Below are 19,359 nucleotides of genomic sequence, written 5' to 3'. Positions count from 1 at the left end.
CAAAAAACACCGGACTTAGCCGGTGTTTTTTATTGCACCACGGATCGCTCAGTGGTGCATACCATCATTATTGATTACTCAGCAACGATGATAACGTTCAGCTCTGCGAAAACATCGCTGTGTAACTGGAAGTGAACTTCGTGGTCACCAGTAGTACGCAGAACGCCGTTTGGCAGGCGAACTTCGCTTTTCGCAACTTGAACGCCAGCCGCAGTGATTGCGTCAGCGATGTCACGAGTACCGATTGAACCGAACAGTTTACCTTCGTCACCAGCTTTAGAAGCTAAAGTTACAGAACCCAGAGCAGTAACAGCTGCTGCACGAGCCTGTGCTGCTGCCAGAACGTCAGCTAATTTAGCTTCCAGTTCAGCGCGGCGTGCTTCGAAGAATTCGATGTTTTTCTTAGTCGCAGGAACAGCTTTGCCCTGTGGAACTAAGAAGTTACGAGCATAGCCCGATTTAACGTTAACCTGATCACCCAGGCTACCTAGGTTAGCTACTTTATCAAGCAGAATAACTTGCATTACCTTATCCTCTATTAGTCGTTAATGGACTGTACCAATTACTGATGACGATCAGTATATGGTAACAGAGACAGGTAGCGAGCGCGCTTGATAGCACGAGCGAGCTGACGCTGATATTTTGCACGAGTACCAGTGATACGGCTTGGTACAATTTTACCACTTTCAGTGATGTAGTTTTTCAGCGTTGCGATATCTTTATAGTCGATCTCTTGAACGCCTTCCGCTGTGAAACGGCAGAACTTGCGACGACGGAAATAACGTGCCATATGGCTAGTCTCCAGAATCTATCAAATCAATCTGCTCGGCATGGAGGACTATCTTGCTGATCCCATTGCGCCCTTGATGGGTACTAATGAAACCGCTTACTGTAATCCAACTGCCGACCGTTATACTGTGAGTATGAGCTTGTAAGGTTTGTCCGCTGGCGATAATGGGCATTCTGCACCATGCTTGCCTTGACAACCCCGCTTCCTGTTGTTGTGAACGATGTTCTAAAACAAACTGGCAGTGAGGAATGCCTGACGGACTCACTTTTCGAATCAATGCTTTACAGACTGTGCCTGTCAGCACCAAACGATTAGTGGTCACCTGCGCAATTACTCTTCAGAATCCCCAGTTTCTTCTACTTCTTCATCCTGATATTCATCAGACATGTCACGGCCACGACGTTCGTCTTTAGCTTTGACCATTGGAGAAGCTTCTGTTACTGCGTGTTTTAAGCGCATAACCATGCTGCGGATAACGGCATCGTTGAAGCGGAAGTTAGTTTCCAGCTCATCAATCGCTTCCTGCGGTGCTTCTACGTTCAGAAGAACATAGTGTGCTTTGTGCAGTTTATTGATTGGGTAAGCCAGTTGACGGCGGCCCCAGTCTTCCAGACGGTGAATCTGACCTTGTGCGTTAGTGATAACAGCACTGTAACGCTCGATCATGCCCGGAACCTGTTCGCTTTGGTCAGGATGGACCATAAAAACGATTTCGTAATGACGCATTAGTAGTTGCTCCTTACGGATTATTAGCCTCCTGTCTGGGTTAACCGCGGCCCGCGGAGGCAAGGAACTTATTGAGTGCGGCTAAAAAATTGACGCGTAACTATACCCATCCCTGAGATAAAACTCAAGAGATGGATGTCGTTTATACTAAATATTATTTTTCTGCAGAAACGGGTAAGCGTTGACGCACCGCTTCAAATAAACAAACCCCTGTCGCCACTGACACATTCAATGATGACACCGAGCCTGCCATAGGAATACTGATTAACTCATCACAGTGTTCACGCGTTAAACGGCGCATGCCTTCGCCTTCAGCCCCCATCACTAGCGCTATCGGGCCCGTTAGTTTGCTTTGATATAGGTTATGGTCAGCTTCACCAGCCGTTCCCACAATCCATACATTATATTCTTGTAGCAAACGCAATGTCCTTGCCAGATTCGTCACACGAATAAGAGGAACATTTTCTGCCGCGCCACAAGCCACTTTTTTCGCGGTTGCATTGAGCTGAGCTGATTTATCTTTAGGAACAATCACAGCATGAACACCTGCCGCATCAGCACTACGTAAGCACGCACCTAAGTTATGTGGGTCTGTCACACCGTCCAATACCAATAAAAATGGCGATGGTGTACTTTCCAATAAATCAGGCAAGTCGCCTTCTTGATACTGTTTACCAGGTAGTACTTTCGCAATAATACCTTGGTGAACTGCGCCTTCGGTCTGGCTATCCATCCATTGGCGGTTCGCCACTTGAACGACAACCCCTAGTGCTTCAATTTCGTGCACCAGCGGCATTAAGCGGCGATCTTCACGACCTTTCAAAATATAGACTTCTTTAATGCGTTGCGGTGAACGCTCAAGTAAGGCTTTCACTGCGTGAATGCCATAAATCATTTCGCTCATAAATTTCTTATTTATTAATATAAATAGTAAAGTGGCGTATTAACGCCACTTTGGTTAATAACTATGGTTAATAACTATGGTTAATAACTACAGCAAAAACATTATCCCTCTTGTTTTTGGGATTTTTTTGCAACACGTTTAGCTTTTAATTTTGCTGTAATTTTTCGCGTTTTATCTGAAGGCTTTTTGCCTTTTCCTTTCGCCTCTGGTTTAGCCTCGGCTTTTTTTCCTTTTTTCTCGGAACGACGAAATGCAGAATCAGGCTCAAAGTTTTTATCTTTGCTCGCATCCGCTTTTCGACGAGCTGGACGTGCCGCATTTTTCACTTCTTGCTTCATTTTGTCCCGAGCGGTTTTGCCTGGGTTTTTCGCTTTACGGGTGGTTGAAATTAATGCGAAATCAATGGTGCGCTCATCCATATGCACCGCTTCAACGCGAATTTCAACTTCATCACCAAGGCGGTAAGTCGTACCTGATGATTCACCAATTAAACGCTGACCAACTGCATCGTAACGGTAATAGTCATTATCTAACGTTGAAATATGCACTAAACCATCAATAAATAAATCATTAAGGCGCACAAAGAAGCCAAAACCAGTCACACTGGTAATTAAACCTGTGAAGGTTTGACCAACTTGGTCTTGCATAAAATCACATTTCAGCCAGTCCGCCACATCACGCGTCGCTTCATCAGCACGGCGTTCAGTCATTGAACAGTGCTCACCCAGCTGTAACATGCTGTCCATGTCTGAATGCCAACCACCGGTTTCTGTCCAGCGCTTATCTGAATGGCTATGCTCTTTAGCCAACAAATATTTTATTCCACGGTGTAACGTCAGGTCAGGGTAACGACGAATTGGCGATGTAAAGTGGGCATATGATTTCAAACCTAAACCAAAGTGACCGCGGTTTTCAGGATCATAAATCGCTTGCTTCATTGAACGTAAAATCATGGTTTGCAGTAATTCATGATCAGGGCGTTCAGCCACTTCATTCATGACTTGCGCATAATCTTTTGGTTCTGACTTCATTCCGCCCGGCAGAGTCAACCCTAATTCGCTGAAAACAGAGCGTAAATTCATCACGCTTTCTTCTTTAGGGCGGTCATGCACACGGTACAACGCAGGCTCTTCATTTTTCTCAACAAACCGAGCGGCTGCAATGTTAGCTAAAATCATGCATTCTTCAATCAATTTATGTGCATCATTTCGCTCTACAGGTTCGATACTTTCAATACGGCGTTCTGCGTTAAAAATGAATTTCGCTTCTTCAGATTCGAAGGAAATTGCACCGCGCTCAATACGTGCTGCATCAAGTGCTTTATATAGTTGATGCAAGTGCTCAATATGCGGCACTAACGCTTTATAGTGCTCTCGCAGTTCTTCATCCCCTTCCAAGATTTTCCATACTTTTGTATAGGTTAACCTTGCATGAGAGCTCATAACCGCTTCATAGAACTTGTACGAAGAAAGCTTACCGGATGCTGACACCGTCATTTCACACACCATACACAGGCGGTCAACACCTGGGTTAAGTGAGCACAGGCCGTTCGATAGGACTTCCGGTAGCATAGGAACGACTTGAGATGGGAAATATACCGAGTTACCACGGCTACGGGCTTCTGTATCCAGAGCCGTTTGCTGGCGAACATAATAGCTTACATCCGCAATTGCCACCCATAAGCGCCAACCCCCACCTTTTTTCGGTGCACAGTATACTGCATCATCAAAGTCGCGAGCATCTTCACCGTCAATGGTGACTAACGGTAAGTCGCGTAAATCCACGCGCCCTTTTTTCGCAGACTCAGGGACGTGTTCGCTCAGGTCAGCGACTTGTTTTTCAACTTGTGGTGGCCATGAGTGTGGAATTTCATGAGTACGTAAAGCGATTTCTACCGCCATACCTGTTCCCATGGTTTCGCCTAATACTTCAATGATATTCCCCACCGCTTGCGAGCGACGTTGTGGACGAGTGACTAATTCAACCACCACCACATTACCCATGCGAGCGCCAAGAACACGATCTTTCGGTATCAAAATATCAAAACTTAAACGGCTATCATCCGGTACGACAAAGCCCATACCCGATTCGATAAAATAACGGCCAACAATTTGGTTATTACGTGGTTCTAACACACGAACAACCCGAACCTCTGTGCGTCCCTTACGATCTTGTCCGTAAGGTTGCGCAAGAATAACGTCGCCATGCAGGGCGCGTTTCATTTCGTCTTGAGATAAATAGTAATCTTCTTTTTTACCATCAACGCGCAGGAAGCCGTAACCATCACGGTGACCAATGACTTTTCCTTTTAATAAGTCTAAACGCTCCGGTAATGCATAGCACTTACGACGAGTGAAAACCAATTGACCATCACGTTCCATGGCTCTTAACCGACGACGCAACGCCTCTAATTCATCTTCTGTCGATAAATTCAATAATTGTGCGATTTCTTCGCGATTGGCTGGTGCAGTACGCTTCGAGATAAGGTCAAGAATATATTCTCGACTTGGAATTGGGGACTCGTATTTTTCTGCTTCTCTTTCCTGAAAAGGATCTTGTGACATCGTTACCTCCGTTGTCATCAGAATTCATAACTACCGCGAATGCTAATCAAGCAGTAGTTGATAGAGCGGGCTGTTGTCTTTCACCATGTCCGCCAGCGTGTATTGATCAAGTTCTTGTAAAAACTGCTGTATTGCTTGGTGTAGCACACCTTTTAAACGACACGCAGGTGTAATGTGGCAAAATTCACCACTACAATTAACAAGGGTCAGGGGTTCTAGTGATCTAACGACATCCCCTATACGAATAGATTCTGCTGGTTGGCCAAGTGTGATCCCGCCATTTTTGCCTCGAGTGGCTTTAATATAACCTAAGTGACTGAGCTGATTAATAATTTTAACCATATGGTTACGAGAGACACCATAAACTTCAGTGACTTCTGTGATACTGGTCATTTTCCCTTCAGGGAGAGATGCCAAATAGATCAACGCACGTAATCCATAGTCTGTAAAACTTGTTAGCTGCACAATCACCTCAAAATTTTTTGGCTAAGCCAATAGCTATCTCGTCATGTATGTCTTATTAATCTCAAATTATAGACAAATTACTTTCTATCTTTTTGTCTTAGGCCAATATTTAGGTACAAGATAATGAAATTTACTGAGACTAATTTCGCCTCCGTTTGACATCGCAAGATAGCATTTTATTAGCGTTTAGCTTATCTACTCTACAAAGAAAAAACAGTTTTATCATGGAATAACTGGATGACCTGTTACCTTTATAAGGTATTTATTGCTCAATCTTTCTGCTATACATTTACAACAAATAACATCAAAGAACAATCGAACACATAATAGCACATATTTTTTGGCGACTCGTGTTTCTTGAGCTTACTCCACTTTATCTATACTGTTTAAAAGGGTTTACAGAGAAATCACCACTGACTTATCACTTTTAACATCAAATTTTTTTATTTGATTCGCTATACAATAAAGAGCCAGTATCATAAAGAGGTGACTTAGGAGAACATGGAACAAATCATTGAAATATATAATGATATATCAGAAAATACTTTCTTAATGGCCTCTTTTTTAGTCGTCATATTGCTATTAACATGGTTTGTCGGAAAAGTCATTTTTTTACGGGTTGCGAGAAGGTTATTACCATTATTCACTAATTTAAGTGACGATGAGTTAATTGATGGTATCGCTCGGAAAATTGCATCGATCGTCGCGGTAACGCTTGTACTTTATATTAACCAGATGCTGCCTTCCCTTTCTGATGAAGTAAACATTACATTTAAAACTATCTGCTGGGCGCTGATTATTATTAATGTTGCCGCATTAGTTAACGATGGCTTAGATGTGTTTATTATCCGTCAGTCAAAAAAAATATTACATCGTAATAATTCGATAAAAGGCTATATCGAAATAGCGAAAATTATTGTTTGGATAATTTCCTTTATCTTGATCATTGCGTTGATGACCGAACAGTCCCCGATTATTATTATTTCCAGCTTCGGTGCTATCGCTGCGGTATTAATGTTTGTATTTCAGCACACACTATTATCGTTTGTGGCCAATATATTAGTATCAAACGGAAAGGTGTTAAAACTGTATGATTGGATTGAGCTACCAAGCAGTAATATCAGTGGCGAAGTTATCGATATCGCGCTACATACTATTACCGTTCGAAACTGGGATAACACCATTTCACGCATTCCTACCAAAGATTTTTTAACTGAAAAATATACCAACTGGCAGCCCATGTTTTCCTCTGGAGGCCGTCGCATCAAACGTAGCTTTTATATTGATCAATCGTCAATTTCCTTTGCAACAGAAGATCTCTTCAACGAATTAAAAAACACCCCTCCCTTGCGCCAAAGCATAGAAAGTATGTTAGAAGCACGAGGTGAAATTGGGGATGTAAATGAATGGATGATAAATAATGGCGTCACTAACCTACAGCTATTTAGAAAATACATTCTAAATTGGATAAAGCTGCGCGGCGATGTCAGAACAGATATGTATTTGGTCATACGAACAATGCCGCCAACACCAAATGGTTTGCCTGTTGAAATCTATTGTTTTACACGCTCAACCACTTGGGTTGATTATGAAGAGGTTCAATCCGAAATTTTTGAGTATGTTAATGCATCTGCTAACTACTTTAAGCTACGTATTTATCAACACCCAGCTGGGAGTGATCTCGCTAATTTAAAATATCAGTAGTAGATAACAAAAAACACCGAACAAGTCGGTGTTTTTTTCATCTAATTAAAAGTACTTGCTAATACATGCTATGAGCAAGCCAGTACCTAATCAGCCATTAGACTATGCGTCAAACGGGTCACGTAGAACCATAGTTTCTGAACGATCTGGGCCCGTTGAAATAATATCAACTGGAATACCCGTTAGTTCTTCAACGCGTTTGATGTAATCCAGAGCTGCCTGTGGCAGTAATTCTCTTTGTTTCACACCAAAAGTCGTTTCTTTCCAACCTGGCATTGATTCATAAACTGGCTCTAAACCATCCCACTCATCTGCAGCTAAAGGTGTTGTTTCAAGCACTTTGCCATCTGGACGACGGTAGCCTACGCAAATTTTAACTTCTTCTAAACCGTCTAAAACATCCAGTTTAGTCATACAGAAGCCCGACAGTGAGTTGATTTGCACTGCGCGATTAATCGCAACGATGTCTAACCAACCAGTACGGCGTTTACGACCCGTAGTTGCACCAAATTCTTGGCCTTTTTCACGCAGGAATTCACCCACTTCGTCAAACAGCTCAGTAGGGAATGGGCCCGCACCAACACGAGTTGAGTAAGCTTTAATGATACCCAATACGTAGTTAACATAGCGAGGACCTAAGCCAGAACCAGTTGCCACGCCGCCAGCTGTCGTATTTGAAGAGGTTACATAAGGATACGTACCGTGGTCGATATCTAATAATGTCCCTTGTGCGCCTTCAAACATCACGAATTCATTCTTCTGATTTGCTTTATAGAGCAGATCAGAAACATCAATTACCATGCCAGTCAGGATATCAGCCACAGCCATGATATCATCTAACGTTTTTTGGTAATCTACAGCAGGTTCTTTATAGTAATGAACAAGTTGGAAATTATGGTATTCAACGATTTCTTTTAATTTTTCTGCGAACGTTGCTTTATCGAATAAATCACCAACACGCAAACCACGACGAGCAACTTTATCTTCATAAGCAGGACCAATACCACGACCTGTTGTTCCAATCGCTTTGGAACCACGTGCTTTTTCACGCGCATTATCTAATGCGATATGATAAGGCAGGATCAGTGGGCATGCTTCAGAAAGACGTAAACGTTCCCGAACAGGAACACCGCGGTCTTCCAATTCTTTCATCTCTTTCATTAATGCGTCAGGCGATAAAACGACGCCATTAGCAATAATACTGATGACATTTTCACGAAGAATACCGGATGGAATTAAGTGGAGAACGGTTTTTTCACCGTTTACAACAAGAGTATGGCCAGCATTATGGCCGCCCTGATAGCGAACTACGTATTTAGCACGCTCTGTCAGCAAGTCAACGATCTTGCCCTTCCCTTCGTCACCCCATTGGGTGCCCAGTACGACAACGTTCTTACCCATTTTGAAATACACTCGGTTGCTTAAAAATGAATTCTACCATCAAAAATGAACTGTTCCAGTGATATTTTGGCAATACAAAAATTTTTTTCTGGAAAGCAAGTAAAATGGTATTTTTTATTTCTGCCGTAAACTCAAAATGAATGCCATCAGTTGAGCAGTTCAAATTTTCCCTGAAAAATCCTATACTTAAAACGACAGGCGAAAAAAAGCCCACCGAAGCGGGCTTTTCTTTAATAGATTAACAGTTATTTTGCTAGGTTGCACGCAACTTAGCTTGTTATTAATCTGTCGCGCGAAGCTTAGTTGGTGCCTTCATAAAGCGGAAGAAATCAGTGTCTGGGCTTAATACCATCACGTCTTCACCACTCTTGAAGCTTTGCTCATAGGCACGCAAGCTACGAATAAACGCATAGAACTCGGGATCTTGGTTGAATGCATCAGCAAACAGTTTCGTTGCCATCGCATCACCTTCACCTCGGTAAGTCAGTGCGGTACGCTCTGCTTCAGCCAACGTTTCTGTTACTGTTTTATCAGCCACAGCACGGATCTTAGTTGCTTCTTCTTGGCCTTGCGAACGATGCTGACGCGCGACTGCTTCACGCTCTGCACGCATACGCGCATAGATAGCTTCAGAAACTTCGTTTGGCAGTTCGATACGTTTAATACGTACGTCGACAACCTCGATACCTAACGCTGCCATACTGTTTGCATTCACAACCAGTGGCTTCAGGTTCGTTTCTTCTTCAACACGTTTTGCCGCATCCGCAATCGCTGCATCCGCTTCTTTAGTTGCGTCGTCAATTGCAGTACCTTTGTTCAAGGCATCACGCACATCAACAGTTAAACGGCCACGTGAGTCGGTGATGATGTCCTTAACGCTTAAACGACCAAACTCAGAACGTAAACGGTCACTAAATTTACGTTTTAACAGGGTTTCCGCTTGGAATGGGTTACCACCGCCAGTTGCTACATAGTAGCGACTGAAATCAGTAACGCGCCATTTCAGGTAGGAGTCCACCATTAAGTCTTTGTTTTCGCTTGTCAGATAACGGTCAGCTTGAATTTCAAGAGTCTGAATACGTGCATCTAACATTTTCACAGTTTCAATAAATGGAACTTTGAAATGCAGGCCTGGCTCATAAATGATCGGTTTATTTTCAGAATCACGTAGAACCTTACCGAAACGCAATACGATACCGCGGTCAGTTTGAGGAACAATAAAGATAGATGCGTATGCAACTGCCAAGATGGCAATAACGATAACAATTAGCGATTTACGCATGATTATTGTCTCCCTACTCTAACAGCATCACCACGAACAGCGTTGTTTGGCTGCGCTGGTGTTGCAGCAGATGATGACGAATTGTTGCTTGGCGTCGCCATTCTTGCTGACGGATTAGCTTTTGACGTTGAAGCTGCATCTGAATTTGTACCGCGCATGATTTGGTCAAGCGGCAGCACTAACATGCTGTTGCTCTTATCATTCGCAATCACTTTACGTGTATTACTTAACACACGTTCCATCGTGTCGATATACAGACGCTCACGGGTGATCTCTGGTGCAGCACGATATTCAGGTAACATTTTCGCAAAGCTTGCGACCTCACCCTCTGCTTTGAAGACCACACTCGCTTTATAGGCTTCGGCTTCTTCAATCAAGCGTTGTGCGTTACCTTTTGCCAGTGGAAGAACTTCATTTCGATAAGCGTGCGCTTCACGAATAGTTTTTTGTTCTTCTTCCCTTGCTGAGATTACGTCATCAAACGCTGCTTTAACATCTTCAGGTGGACGCGCTGCTTGGAAGTTGACGTCAAGCAGTGTGATCCCCATTTTGTATGGTGCAATTGTTGCTTCGAGCTCTTTCTGTGTAACATCACGGATAAAAGCACGATTCGTAGTCAATACTTGCTCCATAGCAGATTGACCAATTACACCACGCACAGCGCTATCTAGCGCCTGACGCAGACTATTGTCTGGGTTTGTGACACTAAATAAATATTGTGCAGGGTCAGTAACACGATACTGAACGTTCATTTCAACGCGGATCACGTTTTCATCGGACGTTAACATCATGCCATTTGTTGCTTGCTCACGAACAGTTTCCACGTTGACAGGAACAACCCTATCAATGAAGGTTGGTTTCCAGTTCAAACCAGGCCCAACAACACCACTGTATTCACCAAAACGTAATACTACGCCACGGTCACTTTCTTTGATGGTGTAGAAGCCTGAACCTGCCCATACAACAACGATAGCAGCAAGAGCTAACATACCTAAACGACCGCTGATTTGTGATGGCTGTTTATTATCGCCATCACCGCCGCCGCCTTTATTTCCACCAAGCTTGCTGCCTAGTTTACGAAAGAGATCGTCGAGATCATAAGCCCCACGTTTTCGACCACCTTTGTTCCCGCCAGAGTTGCCGCCTTTATTGCCGCTTCCCCACGGATCGCGGTCTTGTCCGTCATTACCGGGCTGATTCCACGCCATGTTTTAGCTCCATTCTTTATGATTGATTTTCAGGGCTAAGAGCGATAGGGCTCTTAATATCAATTCCATTGCCTAACTATATTATTAACGACCAAAGCAACTAAATAACGTAGTCAGGTAATTGCTGCTCTTGTTTGCACAGACGCCGCCAATCCACCATTGGCATACGCACCTCAAGGCCAATTGAGCCGTCTTCTTCCTGCCATTCACGTTCGATTGACTGAAGTTGATAGAAACGGCTACGTAAACGGCCTTCATTCGGTGGTAAACGCAATTCAACATGTGCGATTTCACCTGAAAGACGTTCCGTCAATGCCTGTAGCAACAATGGGATACCATCACCCGTTTGCGCTGAAACCCAGACACGAACCGGCTTGTTATCCTCATCTCTGTCAATACGCGGGACAAAATCCTCCAGCATATCGACTTTGTTCATCACTAAAAGTGTTGGTATTTCATCCGCTTCGATCTCTTCTAACACGCTTTCAACTGCATGAATATTCTCATCCAAGCGATTATCAGCTGCATCGATAACGTGTAGCAACAACGTTGCTTCGCGTGTTTCTTGCAGGGTTGCTTTAAAAGCGGCAACCAAATCATGAGGTAAATGGCGGATAAAACCCACAGTATCTGCAAGCACTACAACACCCACATCTTCGACATCAATACGACGAAGTGTTGGGTCAAGCGTTGCAAATAACTGGTCAGCAGCATAAACATCAGCGGCCGTCATGCGGTTAAACAAGCTTGACTTACCAGCATTGGTATAACCGACAAGCGAAATAGTCGGGATATCGGCCTTACTTCTCGCTTGACGCCCTTGTTCACGCTGTTTTTCCACCCGACTAAGACGAGATAAGATTTGTTTAATTTTATCTCTTAATAGCCGGCGGTCGGTTTCAAGTTGAGTTTCACCGGGACCTCGTAAGCCAATCCCGCCTTTTTGTCGCTCTAGGTGCGTCCATCCCCTCACTAAGCGAGTCGATAAATGCCTTAACTGAGCTAATTCAACTTGGAGCTTACCTTCGTGTGTACGTGCGCGTTGAGCAAAAATATCTAAAATCACCCCTGTACGGTCAACCACCTTACATTGGCAAATCCTTTCGAGATTACGTTCTTGAGCAGGGCTTAGAGTATGATTAAACAACACCACATCTGCACCACTTTCCTCAACAGCTTGGGCAATTTCTTCTGCTTTACCTTCCCCAACAAAAAACTTTGGATGAGGAGCTTTACGACTGCCCGTGACTATTTGTACTGGTTTCACGCCAGCAGATGTCACAAGTGACTCAAATTCCGCTAGATTATCAACGTCTTTCTCTTGAGAAAAAAAGACATGGACCAATACAGCTAGTTCACCGCCTTCATACCTATCAAACAAGGTGTAACCTCTTAGGCTAAACAATAATTGCAAAGGAAAAACACAGGTACAGTCTCCCTACCCATGCTTTCCTTGTCTTTTAGCGTACAAACTTACTCAGTTACTTCGCCATCTTGCGCTGCTGGGTTACCTGACTGGTAATTACCATTACCTGTGCTACCAGTAGTACCGCTATGATGAGAAACAGGGCGAGCAGGGACAACAGTCGAGATAGCATGCTTATAAACCATCTGGCTAACTGTGTTTTTTAATAAAATAACAAATTGGTCAAAAGACTCAATTTGCCCCTGCAATTTGATGCCATTAACGAGATAAATAGAGACCGGAACCCTTTCACGACGTAATGCGTTCAGGAACGGATCTTGCAAAGATTGCCCCTTAGCCATTCTATGTTTTCCTTATTTTGTTGTTTTTAAAAGAGAATCTTTTAGATTCCAAAAAGTAACTACTCAAAAATTGCGCTTAACGTTCTAATTGTACACAAACATCAGTCCTATGCACGCATAACCTGCATAACGGTGCTAAGCGCTTGCTGAGGTTGTTCACTATCTAACCAATGAACATTTTCCCAGCTTCTTAACCAGGTAATTTGACGTTTTGCCAATTGGCGAGTTGCACAAATTCCCCGATAAATCATATCATCATGGCTAATTTCACCATCTAAATATGACCACATTTGCCGATACCCCACACAACGAATTGAAGGGAGATCGACATGTAAATCATTTCGTTGATGCAATTTGCGAACTTCTTCTTCAAAGCCCGCCTCTATCATCAGATGAAAACGTTGTTCTATGCGCTCATGTAAAATTTTACGATCTTGTGGCGCAATAGCAAACTGAAACACATTATAAGGCAATTCTTCCCCAGCTGTTTGTGTCATTTCAGTCAAAGTTTGTCCCGAAATGAGATATACCTCTAAAGCACGGGATAATCTTTGTGGATCATTAGGGTGGATCCTTGCCGCAGCAACTGGGTCAACCTCAGTAAGACGGCGATGAATTTCCCCCCACCCTTGTTCTTTAGCAATGTGTTCAATTTCAGCACGCACTGTTGGGTCAGCTGAAGGAAGTGGTGAAAGTCCTTCTAACAAGGCTTTAAAATACAACATTGTGCCGCCAACTAATAATGGAATTTTACCTTGTGAGGTAATTTCGGCCATGGCTTTTAATGCGTCACGGCGAAAATCGGCAGCACTGTATGGTAGAGACGGATCGAGAATATCAATCAGACGATGGGGAGCTTGGCTGAGTTCTTCTGCTGTTGGTTTTGCTGTGCCGATATTCATCTCTCGGTAAATTAATGCCGAATCGACACTAATAATTTCCACAGGCAAATGCTTGCGAAGTTCTATCGCCAAAGCGGTTTTACCTGAGGCAGTTGGACCCATTAGGAATATTGCGTCAGGTTTTTTCTGAGTTGCTAAATCACTCATTTGTTAGTGTAGCTACCACGGATTGTAAATTAATTAATTGTAATAATGTTGGTGGAGGGTTTTTCACCCACTGCGGGCATACCCGCTCAACATCTGCCAACAACTGAATAGCCTGTGCTAAACTCCAACTTTCTTCTGTTTTAACCTGTGAAACTGCTTTAGCAAGCCATTGTGCAATCTCTTCGTCAGTGACGCTTTCTTTTCCCGATAAAAAATCGAGTAGCTCAGAAAAAAGTTGTGATAAATTTTGTGTTCTTAATGGTAACGATACCGTATGAATTGTTACTTTTCCATGTAATATCGTGGCTTCGATACCAAATATTGTCAATTGTTCCTTGTACCGCTGTAAAACCTCTATTTCCTCATTTTTAAGTGACACTTTTAGAGGTATTAATAATGGTTGGGGCTTCAATGCTCCACCATCCGGTGACAATTGTGACAATTTCAATAAATAGTTAGCTTCCGTTAAGGATAACAGGATTAGCCCTAACGAAGACTCAATTAATGCAAAGTTTTTTGCGTAAATTGTCAATACTTTGCCAAAAAGGTAGTTATCCGCATTTTTTGCTACAGGTTGTGACGATATTTGCGGTGAGTTTATCGGTTTACGTTCAGGAAAAAGCGGTTTTTTATCTTCAGGCGCAACAGGAATAGACATTAGGCTCTGATACAGTTCACCGGCTTTTTTGTCATAAGTTGAACCAAATGTTTTTGCTTGCGCATTTTCTGAAAAACCTGACGTTGATTTCGGTGAAGAAAAGGCGTGATTTACCGCACTATCCTTTAAGTAACTATCCTTTAAGTGGCTAGCCTGTCTATCAGGTGTTTTAGACTCTTGAACGGTATTTTCGATTCGCGTATGGTTTTCTGTCTTAAATTGCTTAGGGGCCACGCTAGGAGGAGAAGAAAAATAGTTTTCCCCCGCAGAAGACCGATTTTCCAGTTCTGTATTCACCGGCTCGATACCCGGGAGCTCATCGATAGATGCCGCTTCTAATAATACCGTTCGTACCGCTTGATAAATAAAATCATGTACCAGACGTGCTTGGTGAAAACGAACCTCATGTTTTGCGGGGTGTACGTTAACATCAACTTGTTTTGGGTCAATGGTCAGATACAAGACATAAGCTGGCTGCTGGTTTTCGTCTAAATGCCCTTCATAAGCTTGACGGATCGCATGATTAATCAGGCGGTCACGCATCATGCGGCCATTAACATAGCAATATTGTGTTTCGCTGCCCGAAGTCATTGATGGAGAAACGACCCACCCTTTGATTGCAAGATCGCTATGTTCCCAAGACAACGCTAAAGCGCCTTGCATGAAGCCTGTCCCACAAATCGTACCGAGTCGTCTCTCTTGCTGTGCCTCATCATGAGCAGCACGGTATTGTTTCACCAATTTGCCATTATGAGTCAGATTGATAGCGACATCAGGGCGAGACAGCGCAATTCGACGAACAATTTCATCAATGTGGCCGAATTCGGTTTTTTCTGTGCGCATAAATTTACGGCGAGCTGGCGTATTATAGAATAAATCTAATACTTCAACCGTTGTGCCATTAGGATGAGCGGCTGGTTTAACCATCACCTCCATCTCGCGCCCTTCTGCGTATGACTGCCACGCTTCGCTTTGCTCTGCTGGTTTTGATGTCAACGTTAAACGTGAAACGGAGCTAATACTCGCGAGTGCTTCACCGCGAAACCCCATACTCATGATGGCTTCAAGGTCATCCAATGTGGCAATTTTACTGGTCGCATGGCGAGCTAAAGCCAGAACAAGTTCATCTTTACCGATGCCACAGCCATTATCCCGAATACGGATCAGTTTTTCTCCACCACGTTCAATGTCGATATCAATACGAGTTGCCCCGGCATCAAGACTGTTCTCTACGAGCTCTTTAACCACTGACGCAGGCCTTTCGACCACTTCACCTGCCGCGATTTGGTTGGCTAGTTGTGGGGAGAGAATATGAATTGCCATATCCCCCCCTTATTGTGGCGCTGCTTGTATTGGATTTGCCAAGAAATATTGACGTAATCCTAAATGAATTGCTTCTGCGACTTTATCTTGGAATTCATTCGATTTTAGCAACTGCTCTTCTGCGGTATTACTAATAAACCCAGTTTCCACTAAAATCGATGGGATATCAGGGGAACGCAATACACCTAAGCTTGCATGCTCAGGTGTTTTTTTGTGAATATTACCGACTTTTCGCAGCTGTTCGATCACTTTAACCGCAACATCATACCCAACACGTTGAGAGTGACCGAATTGCAAATCTAAAACGGCTTGGCTCAAATAAGGGTCCGCACCACTGAGAACATCACCCGCCCCGCCTAATAATTCTGATTGTTTTTCACGTTGTTCAAGCCAACTACCCAGCTCACTATTTGCACGTCGATTAGACAATACCCACACTGATGCACCCCGTGCGCTGCTATTCGGGGCCGAGTCAGCGTGAATAGACACCAACATATTAGCCCCTTTCTTACGTGCCACATCAGAACGACCACTAACGGAAATAAAGTAGTCTCCGTCACGTGTCATCGCGGGCTTAAACATCGGATCGGCTTCAAGGCGTTGGTATAACTTACGTGCGACACTGAGAGTCACATCTTTTTCTTTATAGCCATTCTTACCTATCGCACCAGGGTCTTTACCACCGTGACCCGCATCAATGGCAATCACGACCTGCTTACTACCTTTTGGCATACTCTTATATTTAGTCGGTGTTGGTGTAGCAACAGGCGCAGGCTCACTCATCTTCAACGGTTTATCTTGAGTGCTATTTGCTGCTGGTTTAACCGTATTATTAGTTCGATTAAAAGAGGTAGAACCGGATGAATTTCCAGTCGATATTGTTAACACCAACTGATATTCACCTGAAACCTGTTTAAGCACCGCTTTCGTTTTCGCCGCTCGAGATAGCTCTAAAACTAAGCGCTTGTGTTGGTTATCAGAAGGTTGGCTTGTTCGTACTAATTTCACAAGGTCCCCTGCAGGAACTTTAAGGGGTAACCCCATAATCTCACCTCGCTGTTTGATATCAACAACAAGGCGCTCAGGTGAATGCAATGGAAAATAGGCGTAATCGGGCTTTCCATCAATAAAGCTTAGCACCACTTCTGCTTGTGATGGGCTATTATTAACTTGAATATTCGATAATGTTGCCGCTTGTGCTTTTGCAGCAAACAGCCACATGACTGATACCATAAACAAGACGAAAACAGTAAAAAAACCCTTTTTTGTTATTCTGTGCATTGATGCATTCAACATGAGCAATAGCTTCCTTAGAGTAGGGGTAATGCTTCTAACAACGACTCCCCATTGGCAGAAAAAGCAACAAAGTGAGCCTGACGCCCTTCGCCTTGATAGGTCAGATGGAGCTCAAGATCCGCTTCAGGTAAAAAACCTTTACCTTGTTGCGGCCATTCGACCAAACAGATCGAATTTCCAGAAAAATAGTCACGAATTCCCATAAATTCAAGTTCTTCAGGATCGGCTAACCGATAGAGATCAAAGTGAAAAACTTGACGATCTGCTAATTCATAGGGTTCAACCAAGGTGTAAGTTGGACTTTTTACGTGACCTTGATGGCCCAGCGCTTGTAAGAAACCTCGGCTAAAGGTGGTTTTCCCTGCTCCGAGATCACCATATAAGTGAATAATTGTGCCTTGATGGCAAGCCTTAGCGATAGCATTACCTAACGCAACAGTTTGCGCTTCGTTGGCAAGTTGTATTGTACGTTCTTTCATATTGTTCTTTTATTATGTCATTAATAGGCAGTGTCGCCTGTTTATCCTTTAAATGCATAGTTTATATCGCTGTTCAAAATGCATAAAGAGATATCAACAAACATCAATATTGCCGTTTATCTTAACCTAAGATGGGGCTTTTTTCTTAATTAACATTACTTGAATGATGAGTTCAGAAATATCCTATAATTGCTCTCAATACTGAAGGCATTTTTCATCCGTTTTGATGAACAACGCTGGCCATGATAAAGTGCCTGCCGTTTTACCCTTTATCAATATAGGATCTGATGGCAAGATACCTCGATCTCGATCTTCTCGCTCAAAATATTAAACAATGGGGCGTTGACGCAGGTTTCCAGCAAGTCGGGATCTGCGATACTGACCTTTCCGCGGAAGAGCCGAAATTACAAGCGTGGCTAGATAAACAATTTCATGGCGAGATGGAATGGATGAGTCGCCATGGGATGATGCGAGCCAGACCACACGAACTGCACCCGGGCACGTTGCGTGTCATTAGCGTGCGCATGAATTACTTGCCAGCCAAAGCCGCATTTGCCAGCACACTAAATAACCCTGAATTAGGTTATATCAGCCGTTATGCGCTAGGACGAGACTATCACAAGCTGTTAAAAAAACGCCTAAAACAACTTTCAGATCGTATTTTAGACTATTGTCGTGAATTTAATGGGATGATACTGCCCGATGGTACCACCATCGATGACCTCAATTTTCGACCTTTTGTCGATTCCGCTCCAATCTTAGAGCGTCCTCTTGCGGTAAAAGCAGGTTTAGGATGGACAGGAAAACATTCATTGGTCTTAAATCGTGAAGCAGGATCTTGGTTTTTCCTTGGGGAATTATTGATTAATTTACCCGTTCCTGTCGATAAACCTATCGAAGAAGATTGTGGCCGCTGTGTTGCCTGTATGACAACTTGCCCAACAGGTGCAATTGTCGAACCTTACACTGTCGATGCAAGGCGCTGTATTTCTTATCTCACCATCGAGCTGGATAGCGCTATCCCTGAAGAATTTCGCCCGCTAATGGGAAATCGGATTTACGGTTGTGATGACTGCCAGCTCATTTGCCCGTGGAACCGTTTTTCCCAGCTCACTGATGAAGACGATTTCAGCCCAAGAAAGGAGTTGCATACACCAGAGCTGCTTGACTTGTTCTCATGGGACGAAAAAACCTTTTTGAAAGTTACCGAAGGCTCTGCGATCCGCCGCATTGGCTATATCAAGTGGTTGCGAAATATCAGTGTGGCGCTAGGCAACGCACCTTACCAAGATAGCATTGTTGTCGCATTACAAAACCGGCTTGGAATTAACGCTATGTTGGATGAACACTTCCAATGGTCTATACAACAACAGCTTAACCAACGCAATACAAACCAAGTTACAATTCAAACTTCGCAACAAAAACGCCTTGTACGAGTTATTAACAAAGGTTTACCGAGAGACGCCTAGAAAAAAGCCTGCCATATATCTGAAATCAAGAATTGTCAAATCAATGTGAATAAAATAAAAAATGCTTAGCTGACAATAGGTAAAGAATTTGCAAGCTGTGCTAGCCTCATTTTGACAAAATAACCCACAAACTAAAAAAATCAACAAGTTACAATAATGCAACTTAAACGCTAGAATTAATTAGCACAACAGAAATTTGTTAATTACCCTGTGGATAACTCTGTGTAATAAGTTATTTCAAATCGCGATGAAAACCGAGGCTGATTAAGCCAGC

18 protein-coding genes are annotated in these 19,359 nt (G+C 43.3%); 2 read left to right on the top strand and 16 right to left on the bottom strand.

From position 1 onward, the window contains the following. Positions 1 to 74: 74 nt before the first annotated feature. The 7 genes from rplI to nsrR all read right to left on the bottom strand — a co-directional run bounded on the left by rplI (position 75) and on the right by nsrR (position 5,449). On the bottom strand, positions 75 to 524 hold the full coding sequence (gene rplI, locus G6Q48_RS00445; protein WP_102138238.1) for a 50S ribosomal protein L9: 450 nt from the start codon (positions 522 to 524) through the stop codon (positions 75 to 77). 38 nt (positions 525 to 562) lie between these two features. Next, the gene (gene rpsR / locus G6Q48_RS00440) at positions 563 to 790 is read right to left on the bottom strand and encodes a 30S ribosomal protein S18 (protein ID WP_000135199.1); all 228 of its coding nucleotides are present in this window, start codon (positions 788 to 790) and stop codon (positions 563 to 565) included. 4 nt (positions 791 to 794) lie between these two features. Further along, entirely contained in the window at positions 795 to 1,112 is a 318-nt protein-coding gene (priB, locus tag G6Q48_RS00435) for a primosomal replication protein N (RefSeq protein WP_102138239.1), read from the bottom strand. Positions 1,113 to 1,120: 8 nt separating this feature from the next. Further along, positions 1,121 to 1,516 (bottom strand): 30S ribosomal protein S6, encoded by a 396-nt coding sequence (gene rpsF, locus G6Q48_RS00430; protein WP_004905988.1) that lies wholly within the window; start codon positions 1,514 to 1,516, stop codon positions 1,121 to 1,123. Positions 1,517 to 1,670: 154 nt separating this feature from the next. Continuing rightward, positions 1,671 to 2,420: a 23S rRNA (guanosine(2251)-2'-O)-methyltransferase RlmB gene (rlmB, locus tag G6Q48_RS00425; protein WP_102138240.1), complete on the bottom strand. Its 750-nt coding sequence runs from the start codon at positions 2,418 to 2,420 to the stop codon at positions 1,671 to 1,673. Between the two features lie 101 nt (positions 2,421 to 2,521). Then, positions 2,522 to 4,984 (bottom strand): ribonuclease R, encoded by a 2,463-nt coding sequence (gene rnr, locus G6Q48_RS00420; RefSeq protein ID WP_166263974.1) that lies wholly within the window; start codon positions 4,982 to 4,984, stop codon positions 2,522 to 2,524. 42 nt (positions 4,985 to 5,026) lie between these two features. Then, positions 5,027 to 5,449 carry a nitric oxide-sensing transcriptional repressor NsrR gene (gene nsrR, locus G6Q48_RS00415; protein WP_125890703.1) on the bottom strand — a complete coding sequence of 141 codons (423 nt, stop codon included), beginning with the start codon at positions 5,447 to 5,449 and terminating at the stop codon, positions 5,027 to 5,029. 501 nt (positions 5,450 to 5,950) lie between these two features. On the opposite strand from nsrR, the gene G6Q48_RS00410 reads away from it, so the two are divergent. Then, the gene (locus G6Q48_RS00410; protein ID WP_102138243.1) at positions 5,951 to 7,153 is read left to right on the top strand and encodes a mechanosensitive ion channel family protein; all 1,203 of its coding nucleotides are present in this window, start codon (positions 5,951 to 5,953) and stop codon (positions 7,151 to 7,153) included. Positions 7,154 to 7,255: 102 nt separating this feature from the next. Here the strand turns inward: G6Q48_RS00410 and G6Q48_RS00405 are convergent, their stop codons facing one another. The 9 genes from G6Q48_RS00405 to tsaE form a co-directional block, all read right to left on the bottom strand. After that, positions 7,256 to 8,554, bottom strand: coding sequence for an adenylosuccinate synthase (locus G6Q48_RS00405; protein WP_102138244.1), 1,299 nt, complete (start codon positions 8,552 to 8,554; stop codon positions 7,256 to 7,258). A gap of 280 nt (positions 8,555 to 8,834) precedes the next feature. Beyond that, a complete protein-coding gene (hflC, locus tag G6Q48_RS00400) occupies positions 8,835 to 9,836 on the bottom strand; it encodes a protease modulator HflC (protein WP_102138245.1) in 1,002 nt (333 codons plus the stop codon). A 2-nt stretch (positions 9,837 to 9,838) separates the two neighbouring features. Next, positions 9,839 to 11,044 carry an FtsH protease activity modulator HflK gene (gene hflK, locus G6Q48_RS00395; protein WP_102138246.1) on the bottom strand — a complete coding sequence of 402 codons (1,206 nt, stop codon included), beginning with the start codon at positions 11,042 to 11,044 and terminating at the stop codon, positions 9,839 to 9,841. A gap of 100 nt (positions 11,045 to 11,144) precedes the next feature. Then, the gene (hflX, locus tag G6Q48_RS00390; protein ID WP_004906004.1) at positions 11,145 to 12,425 is read right to left on the bottom strand and encodes a ribosome rescue GTPase HflX; all 1,281 of its coding nucleotides are present in this window, start codon (positions 12,423 to 12,425) and stop codon (positions 11,145 to 11,147) included. 92 nt (positions 12,426 to 12,517) lie between these two features. Further along, positions 12,518 to 12,811 (bottom strand): RNA chaperone Hfq, encoded by a 294-nt coding sequence (gene hfq / locus G6Q48_RS00385; protein ID WP_102138247.1) that lies wholly within the window; start codon positions 12,809 to 12,811, stop codon positions 12,518 to 12,520. A 107-nt stretch (positions 12,812 to 12,918) separates the two neighbouring features. Next, positions 12,919 to 13,860 carry a tRNA (adenosine(37)-N6)-dimethylallyltransferase MiaA gene (miaA, locus tag G6Q48_RS00380; RefSeq protein ID WP_102138248.1) on the bottom strand — a complete coding sequence of 314 codons (942 nt, stop codon included), beginning with the start codon at positions 13,858 to 13,860 and terminating at the stop codon, positions 12,919 to 12,921. Next, on the bottom strand, positions 13,853 to 15,841 hold the full coding sequence (gene mutL, locus G6Q48_RS00375; RefSeq protein WP_166263972.1) for a DNA mismatch repair endonuclease MutL: 1,989 nt from the start codon (positions 15,839 to 15,841) through the stop codon (positions 13,853 to 13,855). Before mutL ends, miaA begins: the two co-directional genes overlap by 8 nt. 9 nt (positions 15,842 to 15,850) lie before the next feature. Then, positions 15,851 to 17,137: an N-acetylmuramoyl-L-alanine amidase AmiB gene (amiB, locus tag G6Q48_RS00370; RefSeq protein ID WP_102138250.1), complete on the bottom strand. Its 1,287-nt coding sequence runs from the start codon at positions 17,135 to 17,137 to the stop codon at positions 15,851 to 15,853. Between the two features lie 14 nt (positions 17,138 to 17,151). Beyond that, complete coding sequence (gene tsaE, locus G6Q48_RS00365) at positions 17,152 to 17,616, bottom strand: tRNA (adenosine(37)-N6)-threonylcarbamoyltransferase complex ATPase subunit type 1 TsaE (RefSeq protein WP_004906013.1); 465 nt, start codon at positions 17,614 to 17,616, stop codon at positions 17,152 to 17,154. A 287-nt stretch (positions 17,617 to 17,903) separates the two neighbouring features. Between tsaE and queG the strand changes: the two genes are divergently transcribed. Then, entirely contained in the window at positions 17,904 to 19,085 is a 1,182-nt protein-coding gene (queG, locus tag G6Q48_RS00360) for a tRNA epoxyqueuosine(34) reductase QueG (RefSeq protein WP_166263970.1), read from the top strand. Positions 19,086 to 19,359 lie beyond the last annotated feature (274 nt).

This window comes from Providencia sp. M-27 (assembly GCF_011077905.1).
Lineage (GTDB): Bacteria > Pseudomonadota > Gammaproteobacteria > Enterobacterales > Enterobacteriaceae > Providencia > Providencia huaxiensis.
Note: the sequence above shows the minus strand (reverse complement) of the source record. Positions and strands in the feature narration are given on the sequence as shown.